Here is a 25,438-nt window from a genome sequence, read left to right as displayed (position 1 = left end):
ACCCAAGAAAAATGCATCTGATTGCCTCCGAAGGAGCCGCAATGCTTGATCGCGCAGCTCCAAGTTTCTCGGTGGCGCCTACCCGGGCGGCTCTCAAGTCGCTGGGAGCGCCCTCTCAAACCACCAGCCATAGTGCAACTCGCCGGCGTGCCCACGGGGAAGCGCCCCGAGTACTGTTGTTCGTCCCGCCTTATACACGGTTGGTCGAGCCGGCACCGGCTGGTAGCGCTTTTACCGATATTGGCATCGAAACCTTCGAGGTGATGAAGCGCGCCGGCACTCCCATCGGCCTGCTACGTATTGCCACTGTCGCCCGACGAGCCGGGTATGACGTACAGATAGTCGATGCTCCGTTTGCGGGTTGGGAGCAGGAATCACAGCTGATAAGGGTGGATCAAGGCCACCTGCTGCGCTATGGACTGACCGACGAACAGTTGCGCACTATCATCGAAACGGCCCAGCCGGACATTATCGGAATCCAGTGCAACTACACAGTGCAGTGGGGCAATGCCCGAGCCTTGGCCGACCTGGTCAAGTCCATCGACCCAAACCTGGTATTAGTGACCGGAGGCGCCCACTCCAGCGGCGACTGGCAAAACGCTTTGCTAGATTCAGCATTCGACTTTGTCCTGATCAATGAAGCCGATCGCGCCTTCACCTTATTGCTCGACGCACTGAGCCATCCTGAAGCAGACATCCATGGTGTTCCAGGGGTGGCGTATCGAGGCCAGCAGGGCCAACTGATCCGCCCGTCACGTAAATCCAGCTACCTGAGCATCGTGCCAGCCCGCCAGGAGCTGGATGAGCGATTGGGGGTGATGCCGTTGCCGGACTTCAGCTTCCTGGACATGAATCATTACCTGCAGCCTTATCACTCCTCGGGGGCCCGGGTGCACAAGCACGGTGCCTGGGCGCAGATCTTCTCCACCATCGGTTGCAACGTGAACTGTAACTTCTGCTACATCCCCAAGATCAATGGCCCATGGCGAGCGTTGGGGCTGGACTGGTTCGACCTGCACCTGGCCGATCTGGTCAACCAAGGCGTCACTGAAGTTCTGATCGAGGACGATCACCTGATGCACGACCCCCTATACGCCATGGAAGTAGGGCGTCTGCTGAAAAAGCACAACCTGCCCTGGGTCGAGGAAGGCGGCTTGAGCCTGTTCAACCTCGTACTTCTACATCAGGGAGAGCGCTTCCTCGCAGAGTTGGACGACAAGGAGCTGAAGAGCCCGCAATACCGCAATGTGATAGCGGCAATCAAAGGAGGCCTGACTGCACGTGAGTTCATTCGTTCGATTGCGGAAAACGGCTGCTACAACATCTACCTGGCGGTGGAAAGCGCCAACGAAGACAGCCTTGTCAATTCCAATAAATCACGCTTCAACGCCATCCAGCAGGCCACCTTCGAAATCATCGAAATATTCACCGAACACGGCATTCAAGTGACCGGAGGCTTCATGCTCGGCTTCGTCAACCCTCCAGCTGCGCCTGGAGCCAAGCCGTTCATCGAGAGCCTGGAGCTGATCGAAAGGACTACCGATTATGCAGTCAGGCTGATGGGAGCCGGCATGGCATATGCCAACCCGTTCATCGTCACCCCCATTCCGGGTACAGAGATGTGGGAATACCAGCAGCAGTATGTAGTGCGCCACTATGACAATGGCTGGTCCCATGAAAAAGCCACTATGGCCACCGAACTATGGAGTGCCCAGGACATTGAGAAAGCCAGGCTGGAGCTGTTGGTTCGGGCCAACGGTACGGAACGAGTGAAAGAGATGGTCCGCCGCGGTACCTGGCCGGTAGATGCCTAGACCCGATACGCCTGGCCAGGGATCCAATGAAAGAAATCCCTCTGGAGCCGGCTGCCACGGGCGTGGGATGATGCGCGCCTTCCATCCAGATGCCCGGAGATCGTGCATGTCATCCCTAGCTAGAAAAGCCCTGGTCCTGGTGTTCGCCGCCGTGGCGGGCCTTGGTGCGTTGAACGCCGTGGCCGCCGGCAAATCCACCGCTCGCCAGGCCACGGGCGAAAAAGTCACGCTGCTCGACGGCAAGCTGGCCTTCAGCCTGCCCAAGGGCTTCAGCGCCGCGACGCTGCCGGTGGGTGACGACGCCAAGGGCACCGGCGGCGCCAGCGGCACCCTGTACGCCAATGACACGACCCGCACCGTGGTGATCGCGGCGCAGAACCGCATTCCCAACGGGGCCCAGGTCAAGGACAACGACAGTGCCTTTCTCGATGACGCAACCGCCGGCTTCCTGGTCCAGCAGTCCCAGGCACTGCCGGACTTCAAGAAACAGGCGCAAAGAAGCCTCACCCTCAAGGGTCTCGGCGTGCGCCAGATCGACAGCACCGCCACCCAGGGCGGCGGCCTGACCCTGAACTCGACCCTGATCGCCGGCTCCGGTACGCACATGGCGGTGATCCAGGTGATCTCCCGGGCCGCCGACAAAGCCGGGCATGCGGCATTGATGAAGCAGATCCTCGGCCAATGACCCTGGTTCAGGGGGCGAGTGCGCGCAGCCAGCGATCCAGATCCTGGATCTCCACTTCGCTGATGCTGTGGCCCATCCCCGGATAGGCATGGAACTGCGGTTCCAGGGCCAGCCCGCGCAATAGCCGGTTGGCCTCCACGCCGTCGCTGTAGGGCAAGCGCTGGTCGCTGGTGCCATGGCCGATGAAGATCCCCAGGCGCTGCAACCCTGGCTCGCTCCTGAGCTGCGAGGCCAGCAGCGGCAGGATCTTCCCGCTCAAGGCGGCAATCCCGCGCACCGCTTGCGGATGCCGCAAGCCCACTTCATAAGCCATTGCCGCCCCCTGGCTGAAGCCCACCAGCACCACCTTGCCAGGCTCGGTGTGATACTTGGCCGCCGCCGCACGGACGAAGCGGCCGATCAACTCGGCGCTGCTGGCCAGGTCTTCGCTAACGCCGTCATAGGCGCCCTGCCCCTGGCGCCGGAACCACTGGAAGCTATCTGCGTCCAGGGCCTGCGGCGCGCGCACCGACAGGTAGGTGTAGGTCGCCGGCAAGCGCTCATGCAGCCCGAACAGGTCGGCCTCGTTGCTGCCGTAGCCGTGCAGGAAGATCACCAGCGGCTGGTCGCGGGTCTCTGCCGGCGCCTGCTCCAGGTAGCGCAGCGGCAAGTCGTCGTGCAGCAGGGTATCGGCGTGGACAAAGGGCGCGGTCAATAGGGCCAGTAGCGCCAGGCAACGGATCATGGAAGGCTCCTTGGGTGGGGAAAATCGACGGCCAGAGCCTAGCACTGTGGGCCTGGCTGGAGCAGCCGCCGCCAGAGCCCGCCAAGATGACCACCCTGGGCAGCCCGCGCCAGTTCAACCGGGCAAGCGCTGGCATCTCGCTTGCCCGGTGCCAGCCAGCCCCCGCCAGGCCAGCGGCGCAAGCAACAGCACCAGCAGCAGGAACGCCACCTGGGACAAGTAGAAAGACGCCAGCCACTGGTGGTGGGCAGCGACATAGACGCTGTTGTGCAGGACGTCCGCCAGCATGATCACCAGGGTCAACCCCAGCCCCCAGCGTGGGCGCCGCCACAACAGCAGCACGGCCAGCGGGTCCAATAGCGTCAGCGACCCCCAGAACGCCCGGCTGGCCAGGGGCGTAGCGACGCCATAGGCGTAATCCCAGAGCAGGCCATGGGTAAAGGCGGCATGCAGGTGGTTGAACGTCGCCGCCAGCAGGCACAGGGCGAACAACCAGCGGATGCACAGGGACAATAGGAACAAGGCTTGAGCCCCATGGGCCGCAAAGCGGCCGGGTGGTGAAAGGCCCACTGCAAGATCGGCAACGGGCGGTTCGCGGTGTGTAACGGGTCAGTCGTTGACCAGCTTGCCATGGCGCATGGGTTCGCGGCCGGCGACCTTGGCCAGCCAGATCCCCGGTTGGGTGTAGCGTCCTCGATCCAGGGCGAACAGCACGCCGCTGGTGCCGGCCCGGACGATGCTGGCCTGGTCGCTCAACGGATCCACCACCTCGAACAAGGCGTCGCCGCGCTCGACCCACTCCCCGGCTTCACGCAGGAAACTGACCACGCCATGGTGCGGGGCGAACAGATACTCGGTGCCGTCGAACGACATGCCCTCGCAGCATTCCTGCGGCGGCGCCGGCCAGTCGCCGTCGATCAGCCCCTGTTCGGCGAGAAAGCCCAGGATGGCTTCACAGTTGGCGCGCGCCTGCTCGACCCGGGTGTCGCCCATGCTGCCCAGCTCCAGGGTGGTGGCCAGGTTGGCCAGGGGGATCGCCGCCCGCGGGAAATCCCGCGCCAGGCGCAGCCAGGGGGCGGAGCAGGACTCATCGAAGGAACTGCCCCCGGAGTCCTCGCACAACAGCGCCACGCCAGCCTTGAGCCGCGCCGCCAGGGACTGCCACTGGGGCCAGTGCTGGGGCAAGGCATATAGGTGGATCGCCGCCTCGAAATCGCAATGCAGGTCGAGGGTGATATCGGCGTCGCAGGCATGGCGCAACAACAAGCGCTGCAAGGCTTCGAGCTGCGACAGCGGGGCTGGCAGCTCGTCCAGCACCTGGAGCATGGTGCGGCGGATCAGGGTCACGTTGGCGGCTGCGTCATCCACCAACAGCTTGCCGATCCGATCGCCGACCGGACCGCTGAGCTCGACGAAGGCACGGTTGAAGTTCTTGCCGCTGCCCAGCTCGAAGCGCCCCAGGTGGTTGCCCTGCACCTGCTGGTCGAGACCGACGGGATTGGCCACCGGCACCAGTTCCACCGTGCATTGCAGGCGCCCCTGGTCTTCCAGTAGCGCCAGGCGTTGCTTGAGCTCCCAGGCAGTACGCATGCCCGGCAGCTCGTCGGCGTGCAGGCTGGCCTGGATGTAGACCTTGCGCGGGCCGTTGCCGAAGCGAAATACGCTGAGCTGGCGCGAGGTGCCCAGGTGGCCCCAGGGCAGGGCGTGGTCGATGCGTTGCATGCTGGCTCCGGAAAAAAGGCGTGGCGCAGGATAGAACAGCGCGCATAAAAAAGGTGGCGACCGGGAGCCGGTCGCCACCTTTTTTCATGCCAGCGGCTTATTCGCCGTAGACGTCGAAGGTGAAGTACTTGTCCTGCACTTCTTTGTACTTGCCATTGGCGCGGATCTCGGTGATGGCGGCATTGAATTTCTCCGCCAGCTCCTTGTCACCCTTGCGCACGGCGATACCGGCACCGCCACCGAAATACTTCGGATCGTTGTACTCAGGACCAACGAAGGCGAAACCCTTGCCGGCCTCGGTTTTCAGGAAACCGTCGTCGAGGTTGACCGAGTCGGCCAGCAGCGCGTCGACGCGACCGGAAACCATGTCCAGGTTGGCTTCCTGCTGCGAGCCGTAGCGCACCAGGTCGATGCCGGCGGGCACCAGCACTTCGGTGGCGAAGCGGTCGTGGGTACTGGCACGCAGTACGCCGACCTTCTTGCCCTTGAGCTCGGTCAGCGGGTCCTTGATGGTGGTGCCGGCCTTCATCACGAAACGAGCCGGGGTGTGGTAGTACTTGATGGTGAAATCGACGTTCTTCTTGCGATCGTCGGTGATGGTCATGGACGACAGGATGGCGTCGATCTTCTTCACCTTCAGCGCCGGAATCAGGCCGTCGAACTCCTGCTCGACCCAGGTGCACTTGGCTTTCATCTGCTCGCACAGGGCGTTGCCCAAGTCCACGTCGAAACCGGCGAGCTTGCCGTCGGGAGTCTTCATCGAGAATGGCGGGTAGCCGGCTTCGATACCGATACGGATCGGCTTGGCCTCGTCGGCCGAAGCGGTGAAGGAAAACAGCGACAGTGCCAGGGCACCGAATAGCACAACTTTGTTCATTTATAGCTCCAGGAGACGGAGGTTTCTTGTTGGCAGAATTCGATCGTGGGCCAATCGAAGTGGCCAGCAGTCTAGAGCGGCGCCCTGGATGCAAATTGTGTTCATGCGACAAATACTTATAAAAAACATGCGCCCGCTGCCGGGCGCTTTTGCCTGCGCTGCGCCGTGGTGCACGCGCCCCGGCCAAAGCCGAGACTTGCCCCATGACGGCTCATTTTTGGCGCTCGAAGGCCCTGGGCGGCCAAGGGGTGCCGCCGCGACGACGGCCTTCAACAGGCACAGGGCAAGGTCGGGGTTGGCGCGCGTGGCGCCTGGCTGCTCAGGGCAAAGCCTTCATCCAGCCAGCCGGTGATACCGCCGATCATTTCCTTGACCGGGTACTGCAGGGCCGCGAGCTTTACCGCGGCTTTGTTCGCGCCATTGCAGTGCGGGCCTGCGCAATACACCACGAACAGGCTGTCCCGCGGATAGTGGGCAAGGTGCTCGGCGGTGAGCAGGCGCACGGGAATATTGATCGCTCCCGGCACATGGCCCCGGGCAAAGGCCTCAGGGCCGCGCACGTCCACCAGGATAAAATCCACGGCACCGGCCTGCTGGCTGGAATAGACATCGGAGCAGTCGGTTTCAAAGCTCAGGCGGTTGGAAAAATGCATCAGGGCACGGGCGCACGGGGCGGCGGCGGTGCTGCGGACCAGGCTGGTCATGGGGCTCTCCAGGTATCAGGGTGGCGGTGAGCAGGACTTTATCCGCCCTGCCCCTACGACTACAGTGGCGCCCCAGACAACGACTGGTAACTTTCCGCCAAATGCACAAGCACCCTGGATTGGTGGCGATTCTCGCCTACGACGGCCTTTGCACCTTCGAGTTCGGCATCGCCGTGGAGATTTTCGGCCTGGCCCGGCCGGAGTTCGATTTCCCCTGGTACCGGCAAACCATCGCCGCCGTGGACCCCGGCCCGATGCGTGCCCTGGGCGGGATCCAGGTGCTGGCCGACGGTGGCCTGGAGCTGCTGGAGCAGGCGCGGACCATCATCGTTCCCGGCTGGCGCAGCCGCGAGCAGGCGCCGCCGCCGCGGTTGCTGGAAGCGCTGCGCCAGGCCCACCAACGCGGCGCGCGGCTGCTGTCGATCTGTTCCGGGGTGTTCGTTCTGGCGGCGACCGGGCTGCTGGATGGTTGTAGCGCCACCACTCACTGGCGCTATGCCCGCGAGCTGGCCGAGGGGTTTCCGAATATCCGTGTGGACCCGGATGTACTCTATGTCGATGCCGGGCAACTGATAACTTCCGCCGGCAGCGCCGCCGGTATCGATGCCTGCCTGCACCTGGTGGCCCGGGACTTCGGCACTCAGGTGGCCAACAGCGTTGCCCGGCGCCTGGTGATGTCGCCGCAACGCACCGGCGGCCAGGCGCAGTTCATTCCCGCGCCGGTCAGCCGCACCCCGCGCAGCGACCTCTCGCGGCTCATGCAATGGGCCCGGGAGCGCCTGCATCAACCGTTGAGCGTGAGCGAACTGGCGGCCCAAGCGCTGATGAGCGAACGTACCTTCCTGCGGCGTTTCCACGACGCCACTGGCGCCTCGCCCAAGGCCTGGCTGTAGCATGAACGGCTGGCCCGGGCCAGGGAACTGCTGGAAAGCGGCAGCGAGAATAGCGAAACCATTGCCCTGCGCTGCGGTTATCGCTCGGTGGAGAGCTTTCGCGTGGCCTTTCGCGGCCTAGTGGGCGTACCGCCGTCGGTATACCGCGAACGCTTCGGCCGCGGCCGGGAAAGCGCCCCGCCACCGCGCCCGTAGGAGCCGGCTTGCCGGCGAAGGGGTCGACGCGAGTCCGGCGGGGCTCAGTCCTCGGGCTTGCGCAGCAGGTAGGTGTCCATGATCCAGCCATGGGCCTGGCGGGCTTCGAGGCGCACCCGGCGGATCTCGTCGGCGACCTCGTCGAGACGCCCGGCAATGAGGATTTCATCCGCCGTGCCCAGGTAGGCGCCCCAGTAGATGTCCAGGTCCTGGTTGCGCAGTTGCCGATAGGAGTCCTCGGCATCGAGCATCACTACCCGGGTGTCGGCATCGCCTCCCTGCCCCGCCGCCAGGCGCCGGCCGGTGGTGATCTCCAGGGAACGGCCGATGCGGTTCAACGGCACCTTGTGCTGCGCGGCCAGGGCCTGGACGCTGGTGATCCCGGGAATCACCTGGTAGTCGAACTGCACCGTGCCGGCGGCCAGGATCCGCTGCAGGATGCGCAAGGTGCTGTCGTACAGCGCCGGGTCGCCCCAGGCCAGGAACGCCCCGGTCTGGCCCTCCTCCAGCTCCTGGTCGATCAGGCGCTCGAAGACTTGCTGCTTCTCGCGGTTCAGGGCCTTGACGCTGGCCTGGTAATCCACCTCGCCACGCTCGCGCTCCGGGGTCTGTGCCTCGACGAAACGATAGGGGCGCTCGGTCAGGTAGCGCTCGCACAACTGGCGGCGCAGGTCGATCAGCGAATCCTTGCTCGGCCCCTTGTCCATCAGGAACACCACGTCGCAGCGGTTCAGCGCCTTGATCGCCTGGATGGTGATGTAGTCGGGGTGGCCGGCGCCGATGCCGATGACCAGGACGGTTTTCATGAAGGGATGCTCCCGCTGCTATGCCAGCGGGCAAGTATGGGCCGCTTTGGCCCCGGGAGAAATGCCGGCGCCGAACCTCAGGGGCGGCCATCCAGGCGCAGGCGCCAGCGCCCGGCGTGGCTCAGGTCCAGGCGTGACAGGGGCTCGATATCGATCTGGTTGAAGCTGTGCAGTGGCGCCTGGAGCGCCTCGAGCATGGCGGCGCGCATGACCCAGGGGTGGGTCACCGCCAGCCAGTGCCCGGGCTGCTGCGCCAGTCGCTCCAGCCAGCGGGTCACGCGCTGGCACAGCTCGGCCACCGACTCGCCGCCCGGCGGGGCCTGGTGCGGATCCGCCAGCCAGGCCTGCAGCGCCTGGGGTTGTCGCTCTTGCAGGAAATCGAGGGACAGCCCCTGCCAGTCACCCAGGGCGCAGTCACCCAGGGCCGGTTCCACCTGGTAGCTGGGGCTGAACAACGCGGCGGTCTGCCGGGTCCGCAGCTCTGGAGCGCACAGCACCCGGGTGCTGCGCTTGAGCTCGGCGGCGCGGGAGGCCGCCTGGGCCTGCCAGTCCATCTCCAGCGGCTCGTCCTGGGGCAAGCGTGCCAATTTCTGGGCGAGGGTACGGGCATGGCAGATCAGGGTCAGACGGGTGGCCTGCACGGGCAGCGCTCCGATGGATTGGCGACCGGGCATCCTACACCCATGGCGCCGCGCGGGTTTAGCCGAAGCGCCGTGGGTGCCGCGCCGGCCGGGCAGCGGCCAGGGTTGCCAGCGAGACGCTCGCCGGGTGAACCCTGCTGTCACCCAGGGCGAGTTCTCATACATGACAGCAGGACGCCGGGCAAAACCCCGTTCCAGAGCATTTGCCCAGCTTCCAAAAATTCACTGGACATGTAGCGTCCATTACATAAATATCGTTTTCGCCATTTTATGAAACAAAAACTACACCCAGCCTACAAGGCGCCCCGATGCCTTCTCTCAGAGACCTGATCACCAACCCCGCCCTCGACCTGACGCCCTCCGAGCGCAAGGTGGTGCGAGCCCTGCTCGACCACTATCCGCGCAACGGCCTGGGGCCCATGTCGCGGCTGGCGGAGCATGCCGGGGTCAGCGACCCGACCATCGTGCGCCTGGTCAAGAAGCTCGGTTTCAGCGGCTACGGCGAGTTCCAGGAAGCACTGCTCAGTGACATGGACGACCGCCTGCGCTCGCCCAGCACCCTGCTCCACCCCAAGGCCCAGGTGGCCCGGGGCGACACTTGGGGGCGCTACCTGGCCGACAGCCAGCGGGCCCTGCAAGACACCCAGGCGCTGACCCAGCCCGAGGACATCCGCGTGCTGACCGACTGGCTGCTGGACAGCCGGCACTCGGTGCATTGCTTCGGCGGACGCTTTAGCAGCTTCCTCGCCCAGTACCTGCTCAACCACCTGCGCCTGATGCGCCCGGGCTGCTTCTTTCTCGAAGACAACGCGCAATTGCCGGACCGTTTGTTCGACGTACAACGCCAGGACGTGGTGCTGCTGTTCGACTATCGCCGCTACCAGACCCAGGCCCTGCGCGTGGCCAGCGCGGTCAAGGCGCGCAACGCCCGGGTGGTGCTGTTCACCGATATCTACGCGTCGCCGCTGCGCGAACTGGCGGACCTGATCATCAGCGCCCCGGTGGAGTCGCTGTCGCCCTTCGACAGCCTGGTGCCGGCCCTGGCCCAGGTCGAGGCGCTGATCGCCTGCATGACCCCGCGCAGTACCCATCTGGATCAACGCCTGGAGGGCATCGATGCCCTGCGGGCCGAATTCGCCACTCATGTGCTGGAGGAGAAATAAGGATGTTCAGCCTGCCCCATCGTTCGCCACGGGACCTGCCCTTCGTCGTCGACCACACCGCCCTGCTGCTGGTGGACATGCAACGGGCCTGGCTCGAGCCGCAGTTCGACCCGCACCTGCAAGGCCCCGAAGGCGAGGCGTTCCTCAAGCGCGCCCGGGAGCAAGTGATTCCCAACCAGCAGAAGCTCCTGGCCGCGGTGCGCGAGGCTCGGCAGAACGTGCTGCACACCATCATCGAGAGCCTCACCGCCGACGGCCGTGACCGCTCCCTGGACCACAAGCTGTCGGACATGCACTTGCCCAAGGGCAGCCCGCAAGCGGCGATCATCGCCGAGCTCGAGCCGGTGGAAAACGAGATCGTGTTGCCCAAGACGTCGTCCGGGGTCTTCAACTCCACCAACATCGACTACGTGCTGCGCAACCTGGAGACTCGCCACCTGATCGTCGCCGGGATCGTCACCGACCAGTGCGTGGACATGGCCGTGCGCGATGCCGCCGACCGCGGCTACCTGGTGACCCTGGTGGAAGACGCCTGCGCCACCTACAGCGATGCCCGGCACCAGGCCTGCCTCGATGCGATCAAGGGCTACTGCTGGATCACCGACACCGCCACCGTGCTCGGCCGCCTGCGGGAGATCCGCGGATGAGCCGGGGCCAGGACATCGAGGCCCTGAGCCCGGTGGCGATGACCAGCATCGTCACCACCGACCTGATCGGCGTCACGCGCGGACGCTCGTTTCCCAGCGACGAACTGGAGCACTACCGGCTCGGCGGCTGCGGCTGGGTGCCGGCCAACAGCGCGCTGACACCCCAGGACCTGATCGCCGAGGACAATCCCTGGGGCGCCTATGGCGACCTGCGGTTGATTCCCGACCTGGACAGCCGGGTCAGTGTCGGCGCCGGCCCCGATCCCTTCGCCCCGCCGCTGGAGTTCATCCACGCCGATATCCGCGAGACCGATGGCCAGCCCTGGGCAGCCTGCCCGCGCACCCTGTTGCGTAACGAGCTGGAGGCCTACCAGGCCCTGGGCATCCAGGTCACCGCGGCGTTCGAGCATGAGTTCAACCTCGACACTGGTGGCGAGCAGGCCGAACACCTGGCGTTCTCGCTGCAGGCCCAGCGCCAGGGCGCGAGCTTCGGCGGCTGGTTGCTGGCGGCATTGCGCGCCGCCGGGGTCGAGCCGGAAATGTTCCTGCCCGAATACGGCAAGCACCAGTACGAGGTCACCTGCCGCCCGACCCAGGGCCTGGCCGCCGCCGACCGGGCGGTTAACGTGCGCGAGATCACCCGCGAGATCGCCCGGCAGTTGGGGCAGCGGGTCAGCTTCGCGCCCAAGACCGCCGAGAACGCGGTGTGCAACGGCGTGCACCTGCACCTGAGTTTGCAGGACCTGGAAGGCACCCCGCTGCTCTACGATCCGCAAGCGGTGAGCGGCGACGACCTTTCGCGCCTGGGCCAGCACTGGGCCGCCGGAGTGCTCAAGCACCTGCCGGCGCTGTGCGCCTTCACCGCGCCAACACCGATTTCCTATGCGCGCCTGCAGCCCCATCACTGGAGCGCCTCCTATGCCTGCCTGGGCCTGCGCAACCGCGAAGCCTCGCTGCGTATCTGCCCCACCGTGACCATCGGCGGCAAGTCTGAAGCGCCGCAATACAACCTGGAGTTCCGCGCCCTGGATGCCACCGCCTCGCCGCACCTGGCCATGGCCGTGGTGCTGATGGCCGGCCGCCTGGGCATCGAGCAACAACTGGCGCTCAATGCGGTGACCGACAAGGTCCCCGATGAACTGAGCGCCGAACAGCGTCGGGCCAGCGGCATCGTGCCGCTGCCCGGCAACCTGCCCCAGGCCCTGGACTGCCTGCGCGAGAACCGCGAGTTGCGACAACTGCTGCCGCAGGCGCTGCTGGATACCTATTTCGCCGTCAAGCAAAAGGAAGTGTCCCTGACCGAGCACCTGAACGCCGCCCAACTCTGTGAGCACTATGGACACCTGTACTAAATCCGCCGAGCTGGGACTCTATACCGAGCCGGCCTATCGCCTGTTCCGGGAAGACTCCGAGCATCCGCTGATCCTGGTGTGCGAGCACGCCAGCCACTACATTCCGCCAGCCCTGAACGACCTGGGACTGGACCCGGTGGCGGCCCGCGAGCATATCGCCTGGGACCCGGGCGCCCTGGAACTGGCCCAGAGCCTGTCCCAGGCCCTGGGCGCGACCCTGATCGCGGCCAACTACTCGCGCTTGCTGGTGGACCTCAACCGGCCACGGCATGCCCCCGACAGCATCCCGTTGCAGAGCGAGATCTACCAGGTGCCGGGCAACCAGCACCTGGACGAAGCGACCCGCGAGTACCGGCGCCAGCAGTTGTTCACGCCATTCCACCAGCGCTTGCAGCGGATCATCGACCGGCGCCTGGCCCAGGGCCGCGAAGTGCGGGTGGTGGGCATCCACAGTTTCACCCCGGTGTACTACGGCCAGCCACGGGACCTGGAAATCGGCGTGCTCTATGGCAACGCCACCGCCTATGCCGCCCGGGTCCTGGAAGGCTTGTGGACCTTGCCGCTGAAAGTGGCCGGCAACCAGCCTTATGAAATCGATCCATTGAGCGATATGACGGTACCGGTGCACGGCGATGCCCGGGGCCTGGAATCGGTGTTGATCGAGGTGCGCAACGACCTGCTGCGCACCCCACAGGCGGTACAGCACTGGAGCGATTGCCTGGCGCCGTTGCTGTAGTGCCTCAAGAGCACCGAGGATCATCCAATAACGCTGTTAGCAGGACTGCAATAACAATCAGAAAAACCGCTGTGGTGTGTCTTTGATCCTGCCAGGTTCAAACACCGGCCCGCGGCCCAAGCGTCAATGACGACGCACGCCGCGGGCTTTGCCCCCTATTGGCTACAAGGAGAAGTGCTTCATGGAGATTGAAGAATTCGGCTACAAGCAGGAGCTCAAGCGCGGGCTGAACCTGCGCGACCTGGTGGTCTACGGGATGATCTTCATGATCCCCATCGCCCCGTTCGGGGTCTACGGCTATGTCAACCAGGAGGCTCCGGGCATGGTGCCCCTGGCCTACATCATCGGCATGGTGGCGATGGTCTTCACCGCCCTGAGCTACGGCGCCATGGCCCGCGCCTTTCCCATCGCCGGTTCGGTGTACTCCTATGCCCAGCGTGGCCTCAACCCCCACGTGGGGTTCCTCGCCGGCTGGCTGATGCTCCTGGACTATCTGCTGATCCCGCCATTGCTCTATGTCTACGCGGCCATGGCGCTCAACCACCTGTACCCGGAAGTGCCCAAGGTCGGCTTCATCCTGGCGTTCCTGGTCAGCGCCACCTTCGTCAACCTGCGGGGCATCACCTTCACCGCACGGATGAACATCCTGTTCCTGCTGGCGCAACTGGTGGTCCTGGGGATCTTCCTGTTCTACGCCTGGAACGCCCTGCACGGCGGCACCGGCCACGGCGAGCTGACCCTGGCGCCGCTCTACAGCCCGGAAAACTTCCACTTCGGCATGCTGATGCAGGGCGTGTCGATCGCGGTGCTGTCGTTCCTGGGGTTCGACGCCATCTCGACCCTGGCCGAAGAGGTCAAGGGCGATCCCGGCCGTAGCGTTGGCCGGGCAGCGTTGATCACCCTGGTGGTGATGGGCGCGATCTTCGTGGTGCAGACCTGGATCGCCACCGACCTGGCAGCAGGCATGGGCTTCAAGTCCGCCGACACGGCCTTCTACGAGATCGCCGAGCTGGCAGCCGGCAGCTGGTTGGCGACCCTCACCGGGGTGGCCACGGCACTGGCCTGGGGCGTGGCGGTGGCCATCACCTCGCAAGCGGCGGTATCGCGCCTGCTGTTCGGCATGGCCCGCGACGGCAAGCTGCCCAAGGTGCTGGCCAAGGTCCACCCCAAGCACAACACCCCGCACATCAGCATCTACCTGGTAGCGCTGTTGTCGCTGGTGATCTGCTACCTGTTCATCGACTCGGTGGACACCCTCACCTCGCTGGTCAACTTCGGCGCCCTGAGCGGCTTCATGCTGCTGCACATCACCGTGATCAACTTCTACTGGCGCCGGCAGAAGTCCGGCCAGGTGCTGCGCCACCTGGTCTGCCCGTCGATCGGTTTCGTGATCGTCTGCGCCATCATGTACAACATGGGCGTGGACGCGCAGAAACTTGGCGCTATTTGGGTGGTCGCAGGATTGGTATACCTGTTCGTGCTCAACCGGCTGGGCAACGGTGCCGCCCTGCCGGATCCGCTCAAGCAATAGTGAACGCGGCGCGTTGCCCTGCGGGGTGACGCGCCATCCCGGCACGGCCATCAAGAGCAGCCCGGGAATCGGCCGCCGGATGCCACGGCCGGAGACAATGCGTGGTAATCGACAGTGATGTCTGGCTGCCCGGCCCAAAGCCGGCGGCCCTTGATACAGGAGTGCACCCATGCTGGCCTTGCGTCCCGTGGCGTTATCCGATCTGCCCCAACTGCGGCGCCTGGCCCGCGAGCGCCTGCTGGGCGTGACCTCGCTGGTGGACGACGAAACCTGCCTGCGGGAAAAGATCCTCGACTCCCTGGCGTCCTTCGCCAAGGCCGAGGCCGAGGCCGGCCAGGGGCCGGAGAACTATTTCTTCGTCCTCGAAGATCCCGCCACCGGCCGGCTGCATGGCTGCTCCGACATCCTGGCCACGGCCGGCTTCAGCGAACCGTTCTACAGCCTGCGCAACCGCCCGTTCATCAGCAGCTCGCGGGAGCTGGACATCCAGCATGGAGTGCCGACCCTGTCGCTGTGCCACGACCTGAGCGAGCAGACCCTGCTGCGCAGCTTCCACATGGACGTCGAGCTGGCCGGCAGCCCCCTGGCGCAACTGACCTCCCGGGCCCGCTTGCTGTTCATCGCCGCCCACCCCCAGCGTTTCGCCGACAGCTGCATCAGCGAAATCGTCGGCTACAGCGACACCGACGGCCAATCACCGTTCTGGGAGGCGGTGGGCCAGCATTTCTTCGACCTGCCCTATGTCGAGGCCGAGCGCCTGTGCGCCCTGCAGGGACGCGGGTTCCTGGTCGAGCTGATGCCCCAGTACCCGATCTACATCCCGATGCTGGCGCAGGCGGCCCAGGACTGCATCGGCCGCATCCATCCCGACGCCCGGGAAGCCTGCGACATCCTGGTGGACGAAGGTTTCGCCCCGACCCAGTACGTCGACCTGTTCGATGCCGGGCCGACCCTGCAGGCGCGCACCAACGAACTGCGCTCGATCATCCAGAGCCGGATCGCCACCAGCTACTTCGCCGCGCAGAGCGGCCGGGGCCGCCCATGGCTGTTGAGCAACGACCGCCTGCAAGGTTTCCGCGCCATCGTCGCGCTGCTCGACGAAGCTCCAGAGGAACGTATCGGTCTTGGCCAGGAGATGTTCCAGGCCTTGCAACTGGAGCCCGGCGCTGCCGTGCGGAGCATTGCGCTATGACCCCTTATCGACTCGCAACCGTGGCATTGCCAGGAGCCCGTGCATGATCGTGCGCCCGATTCGCGTCTCCGACCTGCCCGCGCTGCTGCGCCTGCTGGGTGGCAGCCAGCGAGAACTGGACAACCTCAGCACCGACCCCGAGCGCCTGGACCATCGGGTGCGCTGGGCCCAACGCACGTTCGCCGGCCAGGTGGAACGCGCCGACGCCGACTACCTGTTCGTGCTGGAAGATGACGAGCAGCAGGTGATCGGCATCTGTGGCTTGAGCGGTGCCATCGGCCTGCGCGAGCCCTGCTACAACTACCGGCTCGGCATCACTCGCGGCAGCGCCCCGGGACTGGGTATCGAGAAACAGATCCCGACCCTGTTCTTGAGCAACGACATGGCCGGGCAATCCCAGCTGTGCTCGCTGTTCCTGCGCCACGACCTGCGCCAGGGCTATACCGGGCGCCTGCTGTCCACGGCGCGCTTGCTGTTCGTCGCCGAGTACCCGGCGCTGTTCGGCGACAAGCTGGTGGTGGAGTTGCGCGGCCAGGTCGACAGCCAAGGTTGCTCGCCGTTCTGGGACAGCCTGGGGCGGCATTTCTTCAAGATGGATTTCCAGCAGGCCAACCGCCTGTCCAGCCATGGCGGCAAGTCCTCCATCGCCGAGCTGATGCCGCGCCAACCGCTCTATACCTGCCTGCTCAGCCCACAGGCCCAGGCGGCCATCGGCCAGGCCCACGCCAGCACCGAACAGGCGGTGGGCATCCTGCACGACGAAGGTTTCAGCCACCAGGGCTGCATCGATGTGTTCGACGGTGGCCCGCTGATCGAGGCCGAAGTGGCGAAGATCCGCAGCGTGCGTGAAAGCCAGGTCCTGCCGTTGCTGGTGGGCAACCCGGACGAGCAGGCGCCGATGTGGCTGATCCACAACCGGCGCCTGGAGAGCTGCCGCATCACCGCCGCGCCCGGGCGCCTGGTGGCCGGCTGCCTGCTGGTGGACCGCCAGGCCACCAAGCGCCTGCAACTGCAGCCCGGTGACTCGGTGCGTGCGGTGCCACTGCTGGCCTGCCCCGCCGATGCCGGTGGCCAGGCCCAGGTACGCACCTCCCCCGCCATTGCCTGGTAACGCCGGGCAAACCCGCTTGGTATAGCCGCTGCCGCAGGCTGCGCACGACCACGCAGCGAGCGCAAACCTTGCGCACTCCACAATCAAGGCCCCGCGGGCCTTGGCACAGCTTCGCAGGCTCAGCAGCGGCTACCGGAACTGGGCTGGGCGATAACGGCATGACTACGCAGTGGGCGCGATCGTGTCGGCCACAGGATTGACGAACGGCCGGACGGATGTTCAGATGCCGCCCTGTTTCAGGTGCCTCACGCCGCCGTGCGTGAGGTGAAACGGGAAACCGGTGCGCCCCCAGGGGCAAGTCCGGTGCTGCCCCCGCAACGGTAAGCGAGTGCTGCATTCAACACGCCACTGTACCCAAGGTATGGGAAGGCGAATGCAGCCAGCCTCGCAAGCCCGGAGACCGGCCTGAAGCATCTGTTTGGCAATCCTGCGGTGGGCGGGCATGGGCCGGTGTGGGCGCGTGCGCGTGCCTGCCACCTTCTCCCTGCGTGCTTCCCGAAGATACTTTCGAGAAGACCAACAATGACAACAACAGACACTTCCCTTGCGCGCGACTGGCGCGCTGCGCGCCGTTCCATGGGCGGCGCCCTGCTCGGCTGCCTGTTCAGCCCCTGGCTGCTGGCGGACGACACCTCCCTGAAGCTCGACCAGCAGTTCGTCTCCGCCCCGTCGGTGGAGTCCACCACCGTGGCCGAGATGGCCAAGTACGGCAGCAAAGTGGAAATCATCGATCGCCAGCAGATCGAACGCGCCGGCCCCAGCAGCGACATCACCCGGGTCCTGCAGATGTACGTGCCGGGCCTCTACGTGGCGCCCAAGAACGGCCCCTTCGACTACGGCACCTATTCGCTGCTGGGTGGGCGCAACGATGACACGCTGATCCTGCTCGATGGCGTGCGCCTGAACAACCGCCTGTACGGCGGCCTGTACCTGGATACCCTGCCAGCCAACGCCATCGAGCGCATCGAAGTGCTCAAGGGCGGGCAGAGCCTGCTGTTCGGCACCCAGGCGGTGTCCGGGGTGATCAACATCGTCACCCGTAGCCCACAGACCCGCGACGCCTCCGGCGAAGTCAACCTGGGCCTGGACAGCTTCATGGGCAGGAGCGGCGATGCCCGGGCGGAACGCATCGTCAGCAACGGCCTGGGCGATCTCGGCTTGCTGGCCTATGTCAGCCACAACGTCTCCGACGGCTACCAGCCGTTTCGCAACAGCGCCTACAAAAATACCCACGACAAGAAGCGTTCCTATGAGGTGACCACCTTCGGCGCCAAGGCGATCCAGGGGTTCGGCGACGACTCGCGCCTGGAGCTGTTCTACCAGTACACCGACGCCAACCTGGATTTCGCCCGCGCCGCGAACAACAAGAAGACCACCAACGACCGGGTCCAGCAGATCGCCACCGCCACCTTCGAGCAACGCCTGGGCGAACGCTTCAGCTACTTCGTCAAGGGCCATGTCAACGATTGGGACACGCGCTACACCCGTATCAACAGCAACGATGATGGCGGCATCAAGGTCATCAACCACAACGACTACTGGGGCTTCACCGACTGGGGCGTGCAGGCCGAGGGCAAGGCCGAGCTGGACGGCGGCCATGTGCTGGTGTTCGGCACCGACAACCAGTGGTTCAAGGGCCAGGACGACGTACTCAAGATCGACGACAACAAGGCCCAGGCCAACGCCCTGTATACCCAGTTGCGCCCGGTGTTCGAAGCCCTGCCGGACTGGCACCCGAGCATCGGCGTGCGCCACGAGAAAATCAGCGGCGGCGAGAGTGCCACGGTGGGCATGCTCACCTCGCTGTACGACCTCACGCCCAACTGGCAACTGCGCGGCCAGTACGGCAATGCCTTCAAGCTGCCCAACGCCGAGCAGTTGTTCGCCAATGAACCCAATGAAAAAGGCAACCGCAACCTCAAGCCGGAAAAGAGCGTCAACGCCGAACTGGGCCTGGACTACAAGGGCAGCCTGCTGGCCGGTGAATTCAATGCCAGCATCACCGCCTACCGGCGCAAGATCGACGACCTGATTGCCCTGGACAACAAACAATTCGTCAACGGTGACAAACAGGTCAGGGTCCGGGGCATCGAGGTGGACGGACGCTGGCAGTTCAGCCCGCAATGGAACCTGTCCGCCGACATGACCCGCAACCTGGTCGAGTCACGCAACGTGACCCTGAGCAACATCCCCGGGTTCTTCGCCCGCTCGCGCCTGGGCTTCGAATCGCAGGACCGCATGTGGGGCGTGGGCGGCGCGATTCGCTATATCGGCCAGATCGACAGTCCACGCAAGCTCGACTACGGCCATTACTCGGTGGTGGATGCCGACGCCTATCGCTACCTCGACACGGCCCAGCAGCATCGCCTGAGCCTGCTGGTGGAGAACCTGTTCGACCGCGACTACGCCACCAGCATGACCAACGACACGCCAGCGCTGGACAACCTGGGGCGCCCCTTCACCACCGAAGTGCGCTACACCTACCGCTTCTGAGGCCGACCGACATGCATGAACACTATCAACGGGTGTTGTTCGTCGGTCCCGGTCTGCTGGGTGGCGCCCTCGGCCAGGCCTTCTGCCGCGAGCTCGAAGGCCTGCGCGACGACAGCGTCGAGACCCGGGTGATCGATACCCTGGACGGTTTCGACAGTCTCTGGGCTGCCCTGGACGAAACGCTGGCCAAGGCTGGCGCGGCGTTGCTGGTGGTGGACCTGGAGCCCAGCTCCGACAGCGCCTACCTGGACTGGCTGCGCGATGAACTGGGACGCCGCGCCCGTGCCCACTCCCAGGCGCCACGGCTGTGGATCACCGCCCAGGCCCTGGGTCGCCGGGGGCTGGATGCGGCCCAGGCCTGGGCCAGCATCGCCCAGCGCGAACGCCACCTGCCATGCGACCAGGTCAACCCGGTGGCCAGCGATCCGGACTGGTCGCAGGTGCCGCCCCACGCCCGCCAGGTATTGCTCTGCACCGGCCCGCGCTGCGTCCGGCGTGGCGCCCTGCCCTTGTGGAAGACCCTGCGTCGCGAGCTGCTGCGCCTTGACCTCATGGAGAAGCCCGGAGGCGTGCTGCTGACCCGCACCGCCTGCCAGTTCCCCTGCAACCTGGGACCGGTACTCACCGTGCACCCGGATGGCTGCTGGTACCGGGTCGAGAACGACAGCCAGGTGCTGCAACTGGTGGAGGGGCACCTGTTGGCAGGCGAGCCCGTCGCCCAGTTGCAGATCGCCGCCCCTTATGGAGTACCCACCGATGCCTAGGAAGGCCCGGGCCAGGTGCCTGGCCATCCTGCTGTGGCTGGCCAGTGGGCCGGCCCTGGCCGGCAGCTACGAAAACTGCGGCAAGATCTGGCCCAGCCCCGGCACGCCCCAGCGCATCGTCGCCCTCAACCAGCACAGCGCCGACCTGCTGCTGGCCCTGGGCGCCGGGCCGGCGCTGATCGGCGTCGCCTACCTGGACGACGATGGCCAGGCCATGGCCCAGGGGCACTACCACGGGGTGCCGGTGATCGCCCGCCAATACCCGTCGGCCGAGGTGCTGTACAGCCTCAAGCCCGACCTGGTGGTGGGCGGTTTCGCCTCGGCGTTCCCCGACAACTTCAGCTCCCGCGAGCGCCTGGGCGCCATCGGCGTCGGCAGCTACCTGCTGGAGTCGGCCTGCGTCGGGCATGACGAGGACTACTTCGGGCACATCCGCCGCGACCTGCTGACCCTGGGCCAGTTGTTGGGCACGCAGGAACGGGCACGGCAGTTGATCGCCCAGATGGATACCGATCTCGCCTCGGCCCGGGCCCTGTACCAGGACCAACCCCAGCCCTCGGTGTTCTACCTGGACAGCGAGGTCAACGGCCTGGCCAGCCAGGGCCGGCGGGGTTTTGTCGGGGTATTGCTGCAAGCCGCCGGGGCGCGCAACAGCTTCGCCGCCATCGACCGCCCGCGCCTGGTGGTGGACAGCGAGACCCTGCTGGCCAACAACCCGGAGGTGATGCTGCTGGCCGATGCCCTGTGGTCGCCGGCCGCACGCAAGCGCCGCCTGCTGCGCAGCGATCCAGTGCTGTCACGGCTGCGGGCAGTGCGCGAGCAACGCCTGATCGACATCCCCTTCACCCAGCTGGTCCCCGGTATCGCCAGCGCCCGCACCGCCCTGGAACTGGCCCGGCGCCTGCACCTGCCACAGGATTGAGCGCACAACGACAGCGGCCCTGCCTCGGTGGCCGCTGCCGCAGGCTGCGCACGACCGTGCAGCGAACGCCGGAACGTAGGCGCGACACCATCGCCGCAAGGCCCTGCGGGCCTGGGCGCAGCTGCGCAGGCTCGATAGCGGCTACAGGGAGTTGAGCAGGTGCCGTTGTGGCGGGTGGCAGCTGACGTTGTCGCGCCCGCAGGTCTTGGCCGCATACAGCGCCTGGTCGGCGTCGTGGAGCCAGCCCATGGCTTCTTCATGCCGGGAGTCGAAGGCGGCCAGGCCGATGCTCAGGCTGACCTGCAAGGCCGGGGTCTGCTCGTAGCCCAAGGCGCCGAAACGCCCGCGCAGGGCTTCCATGAGCTCGGCGGCATGCTCCAGGGGAACGTCCGGCAGGATCACGCAAAACTCGTCGCCACCATAGCGACCGGCCTGGTCGCTGCTGCGCAGGTTCTGGCGCAGCAGCTTGCTCAACTGGCGCAGCACCACGTCGCCGGCCACATGGCCGTAGGTATCGTTGATGGCCTTGAAGTGATCGATATCGATCAGGGCGATGGCGCCGCCATGGTCCTGGCGCTTGCAGCGCTGGAACTCGATCTCCAGCTGGTCCTTCCAGGCGCCGTGGTTGAGCAACCCGGTCAGGCTGTCGGTACGGCTCAAGGCCAATAGCTCACGCTTGTGCCGGGCCAGGGTCACCGCCTGCTGGTAGCAGATGTACCCCAGGACCAGCGGGTACAAGGTCAGCATCGGCAGGCAGGCATACAGCTGCTCGGGCGTGGTCCGGGCACTGAAGGCGACACTGAAGATCCCCAGGCCCAGGCCAATCCCCAGCAACTGTGCCACGCAACCGGCGAGGAAGAACCACACTCCGCCCATGGCGATATTGTTCATGGCCATCATGCCCAGGGTGGTGGCCAGCGGCAGCGGGTTGAACTGCATGGCCGCGACCCAGAAACCGCCCAGCAGCGAATCCACCAGCAAATTGCGGTACTCGGCGCGAAACGGCTGCCGGGCCAGGCGCGCCCACTGGTAGGCCAGATGTGGCCAGGCGAAGGCGTTGAACAACATGAAGCCCCACACCCAGGGCGCGGGATGCAGCGGCGCCATGCCCTCGAACACGCAGAAGAACCCCAGGGCCAGGCCCAAGGTGCGCGAGCGGTAGAGCCTCCTGGCCAGTGACAATCCCTTTCCTCTGGTGCACTGCGCAGGGGCCAAGTCGCCTCCGTCCAGCGTTGGGAAAGATACAGCGAGCGGATGAGCATCGAGCCAGGGGCATCGAGCGACATGGGCACAAAACGCCAGCATGGCACAGGCCCTGTTTTACCAGCCTCGGCGCGAGGTTTCGGGAATATTTGGCTATAACCGCGCCGCGCTCGATAACCATTTCCCTGGTCACGGTGCGCCCTTGCACTCACTCACTGCCAACGCCCGGAGCGGATGCCATGCATTCGTTTGCAGAATGAAGTTCAGAGGAACTTTCGTTTGTCAGCCCTGGCGGCGCTGCGCAGAATCGAGGCCGACCCGCTCCACCCACGCCTCGATCCACAGCCACGGGAACCTTGTCCATGAGCAACCAGCGCTTCGTCAGTCCTGACCTGATCCGCCAGGGATTTTCCCGGGCCATGTCGGATATGTACCGTGAGGAAGTGCCGCTGTATGGCGACCTGATGCAACTGGTGGCCAAGGTCAACGCCCAGGTGCTGGAGCAACAACCGGCCATTGCCCGGCACCTGCGACACACCGGCGAGTTGCAGCGCCTGGACCTGGAGCGCCATGGCGCGATCCGCGTCGGCACCGCCGCCGAACTGGCGACCCTGGCGCGCCTGTTCGCGGTGATGGGCATGCAGCCGGTGGGCTACTACGACCTCACCCCCGCCGGGGTGCCGGTGCATTCCACGGCGTTTCGCGCGGTGCACGAACAAGCCCTGCAAGTCAGCCCGTTCCGGGTCTTCACCTCGCTGCTGCGCCTGGAGCTGATCGACAACCCCGAGCTGCGCGCATTCGCCGAGCAGGTGCTGGCGCGGCGCTCGATCTTCACCCCGAAGGTACTGGAGCTGATCCGCCTGGCCGAGGACCAGGGCGGCTTGGCCGCCGACGCCGCCGAGGACTTCATCCAGCAAGCCCTGGAGACCTTCCGCTGGCACCACCACGCCACGGTCAGCGCCGCCCAGTACGCCAACCTCAGTGCCCAGCACCGGTTGATCGCCGACGTGGTGGCGTTCAAGGGCCCGCATATCAACCACCTGACTCCACGCACCCTGGACATCGACGAAGTGCAACGGTTGATGCCCGCGCATGGCATCACCCCCAAGGCGGTGGTCGAGGGCCCGCCGCGCCGCGATTGCCCGATCCTGTTGCGCCAGACCAGCTTCAAGGCCCTGGAGGAAAGCGTCGCCTTCACCGACCAGGCGCACAACCAGGGCAGCCACAGCGCCCGCTTCGGCGAGATCGAACAGCGTGGCGCGGCCCTCACGCCCAAAGGCCGGGCACTCTACGACCGCCTGTTGAATACCGCCCGCGACGAGCTCGGTGACTTCCCCAGCGAAGCCAATGCCCAGCGCTACAACCAGCTGATGCAGCAGCACTTCGCCGAGTTTCCCGACGACCACGACGCCATGCGCCAGCAGGGCCTGGCCTATTTCCGTTATTTCGCCAGCGAAGCCGGGCTCGCCGCCCGCACCGAGCCCGGTCGCCCTACCACGGTGCAAGCGTTGCTGGCCGCCGGGCACCTGGGCTGCGAGCCCCTGGTGTACGAAGACTTTTTGCCGGTCAGCGCCGCCGGGATCTTCCAGTCCAACCTCGGCGACGACAGCCAGAGCCATTACGCCGGGCGCTCCAACCGCCAGGCATTCGAAACGGCCCTGGGCCGGCCGGCCCTCGACGAGTTGCAGCTGTACGCCCAGACCCAGCAGCGCTCCCTGGAGCAGTGTGCCGAAGCCCTGGGCCTGTCCGCCCTGTAAGCGCAAGAATCCATGGCCGGGAAACGGCGGCAAGGCTATCCTGCCGCCATTTGCGCCACCTGCGGGTGGCGTCTTCCAGGGATGGTTCCATGAAACTCAGCACCGGCCTGCTGTTCTGCGTCGCACTGGGCCTGGCCTCGGCCAGCCACGGCGAACAAATCGTCAACGACATCACCCAACTCAATCCCATCGTGGTCGACCAGGTGGCGCAACCTACTCGCCTGGAGCAGATCGTCCAGCTGGTGGCCAATCACCCCGGGCCCATCGCCATCGGTGGCGGCCGATACAGCATGGGTGGGCAGACCGCCACAGAGCACGCGCTGCAGATCGACATGCGGCGCTTCGACCAGGTCCTGGCGTTCTCCCGCGAGCGCAAGGAAATCACGGTCCAGGCCGGTATCACCTGGCGCGCCCTGCAAACCTTCATCGACCCTTACGACCTCTCCGTGAGCATCATGCAGAGCTACGCCAACTTCACCGTCGGCGGCGCCCTGAGCGTCAACGCCCATGGCCGCTACATCGGCTATGGGCCGCTGGTGAGCTCGGTGAAGTCGATCAAGCTGGTGCTGGCCGACGGCCAGGTGATCGAGGCCAGCCCGCAAAACAATGCCGAGCTGTTCTACGGCGCCATCGGCGGCTACGGCGGCCTGGGGGTGATAGCCGAAGCCACCTTGCAGCTGAGCGACAACGTGCGCCTGCTGCGGACCTTCGAAGAAATGCCCCTGGAGCGCTACAACGACTATTTCTTCCAGCACATCGCCAATGATCCCAAGGTGATCCTGCACAACGCCGTGCTCTACCCCAACCAGTACCAGCACCTGCGCGCGGTGTCCTACAGCCAGACCGAGCTGCCGGTGACGGTCGAGGAACGCCTCACGCCCCTGGACCGCAACTACTGGAAGGAACGCCGGGCCATGAAGGTGGTGAGCCAATGGCCCATGGGCAAGTCGATCCGCGAGGAGGTCATCGACCCGCTGGTGTTCAAGCGCCAGCAGGTGGTCTGGCGCAACTACGAGGCCAGCCTCGACGTGCGTGAGCTGGAGCCGGCATCCCGGGCCAGGCGCACCTACGTGTTGCAGGAGTACTTCGTGCCCCCTGGGCAGTTGCAAGGCTTCGTCGAGGACATGGGCGATACCCTGCGCAAGCACAAGGTCAATGTGATCAACCTATCCATCCGCCACGCCAAGGCCGATCCCGGTACGCTGCTGGCCTGGGCCCGGACCGAAGTATTCGCCCTGGTGCTGTACTACCAGCAAGACACCCGCCCGGCCGCCCGCGATGGGGTGCGCCAGTGGACCCGGTCCCTGGTGGATAGCGCCATCCGCCACGGCGGCAGCTACTACCTGCCCTACCAGATCCTGGCCACGCCTGAGCAGTTCCACGCGGCCTATCCCCGGGCCAACGAGTTCTTCGCCCTCAAGGCACGGGTCGATCCGCACAACAAGTTCCGCAACAAGCTGTGGGATGCCTATGCCCCGCAGCGCCCGAGCCAATAACCCTCGGGGC

General features: G+C 65.6%; 22 protein-coding genes, 1 pseudogene and 1 riboswitch. Of the genes and pseudogenes, 15 read left to right on the top strand and 8 right to left on the bottom strand.

The genetic code is table 11. The features are described from left to right. The first annotated feature begins 11 nt into the window (after positions 1–11). Both AC3WK8_RS26450 and AC3WK8_RS26445 read left to right on the top strand, forming a co-directional pair. Positions 12–1,814: a B12-binding domain-containing radical SAM protein gene (locus AC3WK8_RS26450; protein WP_085596406.1), complete on the top strand. Its 1,803-nt coding sequence runs from the start codon at positions 12–14 to the stop codon at positions 1,812–1,814. A gap of 106 nt (positions 1,815–1,920) precedes the next feature. Continuing rightward, positions 1,921–2,499 carry a DcrB/PsbP domain-containing protein gene (locus AC3WK8_RS26445; RefSeq protein ID WP_085596407.1) on the top strand — a complete coding sequence of 193 codons (579 nt, stop codon included), beginning with the start codon at positions 1,921–1,923 and terminating at the stop codon, positions 2,497–2,499. Positions 2,500–2,506: 7 nt separating this feature from the next. Here the strand turns inward: AC3WK8_RS26445 and AC3WK8_RS26440 are convergent, their stop codons facing one another. The 5 genes from AC3WK8_RS26440 to AC3WK8_RS26420 form a co-directional block, all read right to left on the bottom strand. Then, positions 2,507–3,223 (bottom strand): alpha/beta hydrolase, encoded by a 717-nt coding sequence (locus tag AC3WK8_RS26440; protein WP_103326282.1) that lies wholly within the window; start codon positions 3,221–3,223, stop codon positions 2,507–2,509. Positions 3,224–3,337: 114 nt separating this feature from the next. Continuing rightward, positions 3,338–3,745 (bottom strand): hypothetical protein, encoded by a 408-nt coding sequence (locus AC3WK8_RS26435; RefSeq protein WP_103326281.1) that lies wholly within the window; start codon positions 3,743–3,745, stop codon positions 3,338–3,340. 87 nt (positions 3,746–3,832) lie between these two features. Continuing rightward, the gene (locus AC3WK8_RS26430) at positions 3,833–4,945 is read right to left on the bottom strand and encodes a succinylglutamate desuccinylase/aspartoacylase family protein (RefSeq protein WP_103326280.1); all 1,113 of its coding nucleotides are present in this window, start codon (positions 4,943–4,945) and stop codon (positions 3,833–3,835) included. A 97-nt stretch (positions 4,946–5,042) separates the two neighbouring features. After that, complete coding sequence (locus AC3WK8_RS26425) at positions 5,043–5,822, bottom strand: ABC transporter substrate-binding protein (RefSeq protein WP_085596410.1); 780 nt, start codon at positions 5,820–5,822, stop codon at positions 5,043–5,045. 269 nt (positions 5,823–6,091) lie between these two features. Continuing rightward, on the bottom strand, positions 6,092–6,526 hold the full coding sequence (locus AC3WK8_RS26420; RefSeq protein WP_103326279.1) for a rhodanese-like domain-containing protein: 435 nt from the start codon (positions 6,524–6,526) through the stop codon (positions 6,092–6,094). A gap of 101 nt (positions 6,527–6,627) precedes the next feature. Here AC3WK8_RS26420 and ftrA point away from each other — a divergent pair. Next, a pseudogene (gene ftrA, locus AC3WK8_RS26415) lies at positions 6,628–7,614 on the top strand (transcriptional regulator FtrA). A 44-nt stretch (positions 7,615–7,658) separates the two neighbouring features. On the opposite strand, the gene cobF reads toward ftrA, so the two are convergent. Continuing rightward, on the bottom strand, positions 7,659–8,420 hold the full coding sequence (gene cobF / locus AC3WK8_RS26410) for a precorrin-6A synthase (deacetylating) (protein ID WP_085596413.1): 762 nt from the start codon (positions 8,418–8,420) through the stop codon (positions 7,659–7,661). 77 nt (positions 8,421–8,497) lie between these two features. Beyond that, positions 8,498–9,061 (bottom strand): histidine phosphatase family protein, encoded by a 564-nt coding sequence (locus tag AC3WK8_RS26405; RefSeq protein WP_103326307.1) that lies wholly within the window; start codon positions 9,059–9,061, stop codon positions 8,498–8,500. 308 nt (positions 9,062–9,369) lie between these two features. On the opposite strand from AC3WK8_RS26405, the gene AC3WK8_RS26400 reads away from it, so the two are divergent. The 10 genes from AC3WK8_RS26400 (at position 9,370) to AC3WK8_RS26355 (ending at position 20,972) form a co-directional block, all read left to right on the top strand. Continuing rightward, positions 9,370–10,224, top strand: coding sequence for a MurR/RpiR family transcriptional regulator (locus AC3WK8_RS26400; protein WP_085596414.1), 855 nt, complete (start codon positions 9,370–9,372; stop codon positions 10,222–10,224). Between the two features lie 2 nt (positions 10,225–10,226). Beyond that, the gene (locus AC3WK8_RS26395; protein WP_085596415.1) at positions 10,227–10,871 is read left to right on the top strand and encodes a cysteine hydrolase family protein; all 645 of its coding nucleotides are present in this window, start codon (positions 10,227–10,229) and stop codon (positions 10,869–10,871) included. Then, the gene (locus tag AC3WK8_RS26390; RefSeq protein WP_103326278.1) at positions 10,868–12,223 is read left to right on the top strand and encodes a glutamine synthetase family protein; all 1,356 of its coding nucleotides are present in this window, start codon (positions 10,868–10,870) and stop codon (positions 12,221–12,223) included. Before AC3WK8_RS26395 ends, AC3WK8_RS26390 begins: the two co-directional genes overlap by 4 nt. Continuing rightward, positions 12,207–12,959 carry an N-formylglutamate amidohydrolase gene (locus tag AC3WK8_RS26385; RefSeq protein ID WP_085596417.1) on the top strand — a complete coding sequence of 251 codons (753 nt, stop codon included), beginning with the start codon at positions 12,207–12,209 and terminating at the stop codon, positions 12,957–12,959. Before AC3WK8_RS26390 ends, AC3WK8_RS26385 begins: the two co-directional genes overlap by 17 nt. Positions 12,960–13,140: 181 nt before the next feature. Further along, positions 13,141–14,490 (top strand): APC family permease, encoded by a 1,350-nt coding sequence (locus tag AC3WK8_RS26380; protein ID WP_085596418.1) that lies wholly within the window; start codon positions 13,141–13,143, stop codon positions 14,488–14,490. 169 nt (positions 14,491–14,659) lie between these two features. Then, positions 14,660–15,682: an arginine N-succinyltransferase gene (locus AC3WK8_RS26375; protein WP_103326277.1), complete on the top strand. Its 1,023-nt coding sequence runs from the start codon at positions 14,660–14,662 to the stop codon at positions 15,680–15,682. Between the two features lie 43 nt (positions 15,683–15,725). Beyond that, positions 15,726–16,793 carry an arginine N-succinyltransferase gene (locus AC3WK8_RS26370; RefSeq protein ID WP_085596420.1) on the top strand — a complete coding sequence of 356 codons (1,068 nt, stop codon included), beginning with the start codon at positions 15,726–15,728 and terminating at the stop codon, positions 16,791–16,793. A 221-nt stretch (positions 16,794–17,014) separates the two neighbouring features. After that, positions 17,015–17,216, top strand: a riboswitch (cobalamin riboswitch). A gap of 153 nt (positions 17,217–17,369) precedes the next feature. Then, positions 17,370–19,286, top strand: coding sequence for a TonB-dependent receptor plug domain-containing protein (locus AC3WK8_RS26365; protein WP_256592395.1), 1,917 nt, complete (start codon positions 17,370–17,372; stop codon positions 19,284–19,286). An 11-nt stretch (positions 19,287–19,297) separates the two neighbouring features. Beyond that, positions 19,298–20,050: a (2Fe-2S) ferredoxin domain-containing protein gene (locus tag AC3WK8_RS26360; RefSeq protein WP_103326275.1), complete on the top strand. Its 753-nt coding sequence runs from the start codon at positions 19,298–19,300 to the stop codon at positions 20,048–20,050. Beyond that, complete coding sequence (locus tag AC3WK8_RS26355) at positions 20,043–20,972, top strand: ABC transporter substrate-binding protein (protein WP_103326274.1); 930 nt, start codon at positions 20,043–20,045, stop codon at positions 20,970–20,972. Before AC3WK8_RS26360 ends, AC3WK8_RS26355 begins: the two co-directional genes overlap by 8 nt. A 141-nt stretch (positions 20,973–21,113) precedes the next feature. Here AC3WK8_RS26355 and AC3WK8_RS26350 read toward each other — a convergent pair whose 3' ends face one another. Further along, positions 21,114–22,187, bottom strand: a complete 1,074-nt coding sequence (locus AC3WK8_RS26350) for a diguanylate cyclase (protein ID WP_256592388.1) — start codon at positions 22,185–22,187, stop codon at positions 21,114–21,116. 350 nt (positions 22,188–22,537) lie between these two features. Here AC3WK8_RS26350 and hglS point away from each other — a divergent pair, with 350 nt between their 5' ends. Continuing rightward, complete coding sequence (gene hglS / locus AC3WK8_RS26345) at positions 22,538–23,932, top strand: 2-oxoadipate dioxygenase/decarboxylase HglS (RefSeq protein WP_103326272.1); 1,395 nt, start codon at positions 22,538–22,540, stop codon at positions 23,930–23,932. A gap of 89 nt (positions 23,933–24,021) precedes the next feature. Continuing rightward, a complete protein-coding gene (locus AC3WK8_RS26340) occupies positions 24,022–25,428 on the top strand; it encodes an FAD-binding oxidoreductase (RefSeq protein WP_103326271.1) in 1,407 nt (468 codons plus the stop codon). The last annotated feature ends 10 nt before the right edge of the window (positions 25,429–25,438 follow it).

The sequence above is a fragment of the Pseudomonas sp. FW507-12TSA genome, assembly GCF_058781435.1.
Note: the sequence above shows the minus strand (reverse complement) of the source record. Positions and strands in the feature narration are given on the sequence as shown.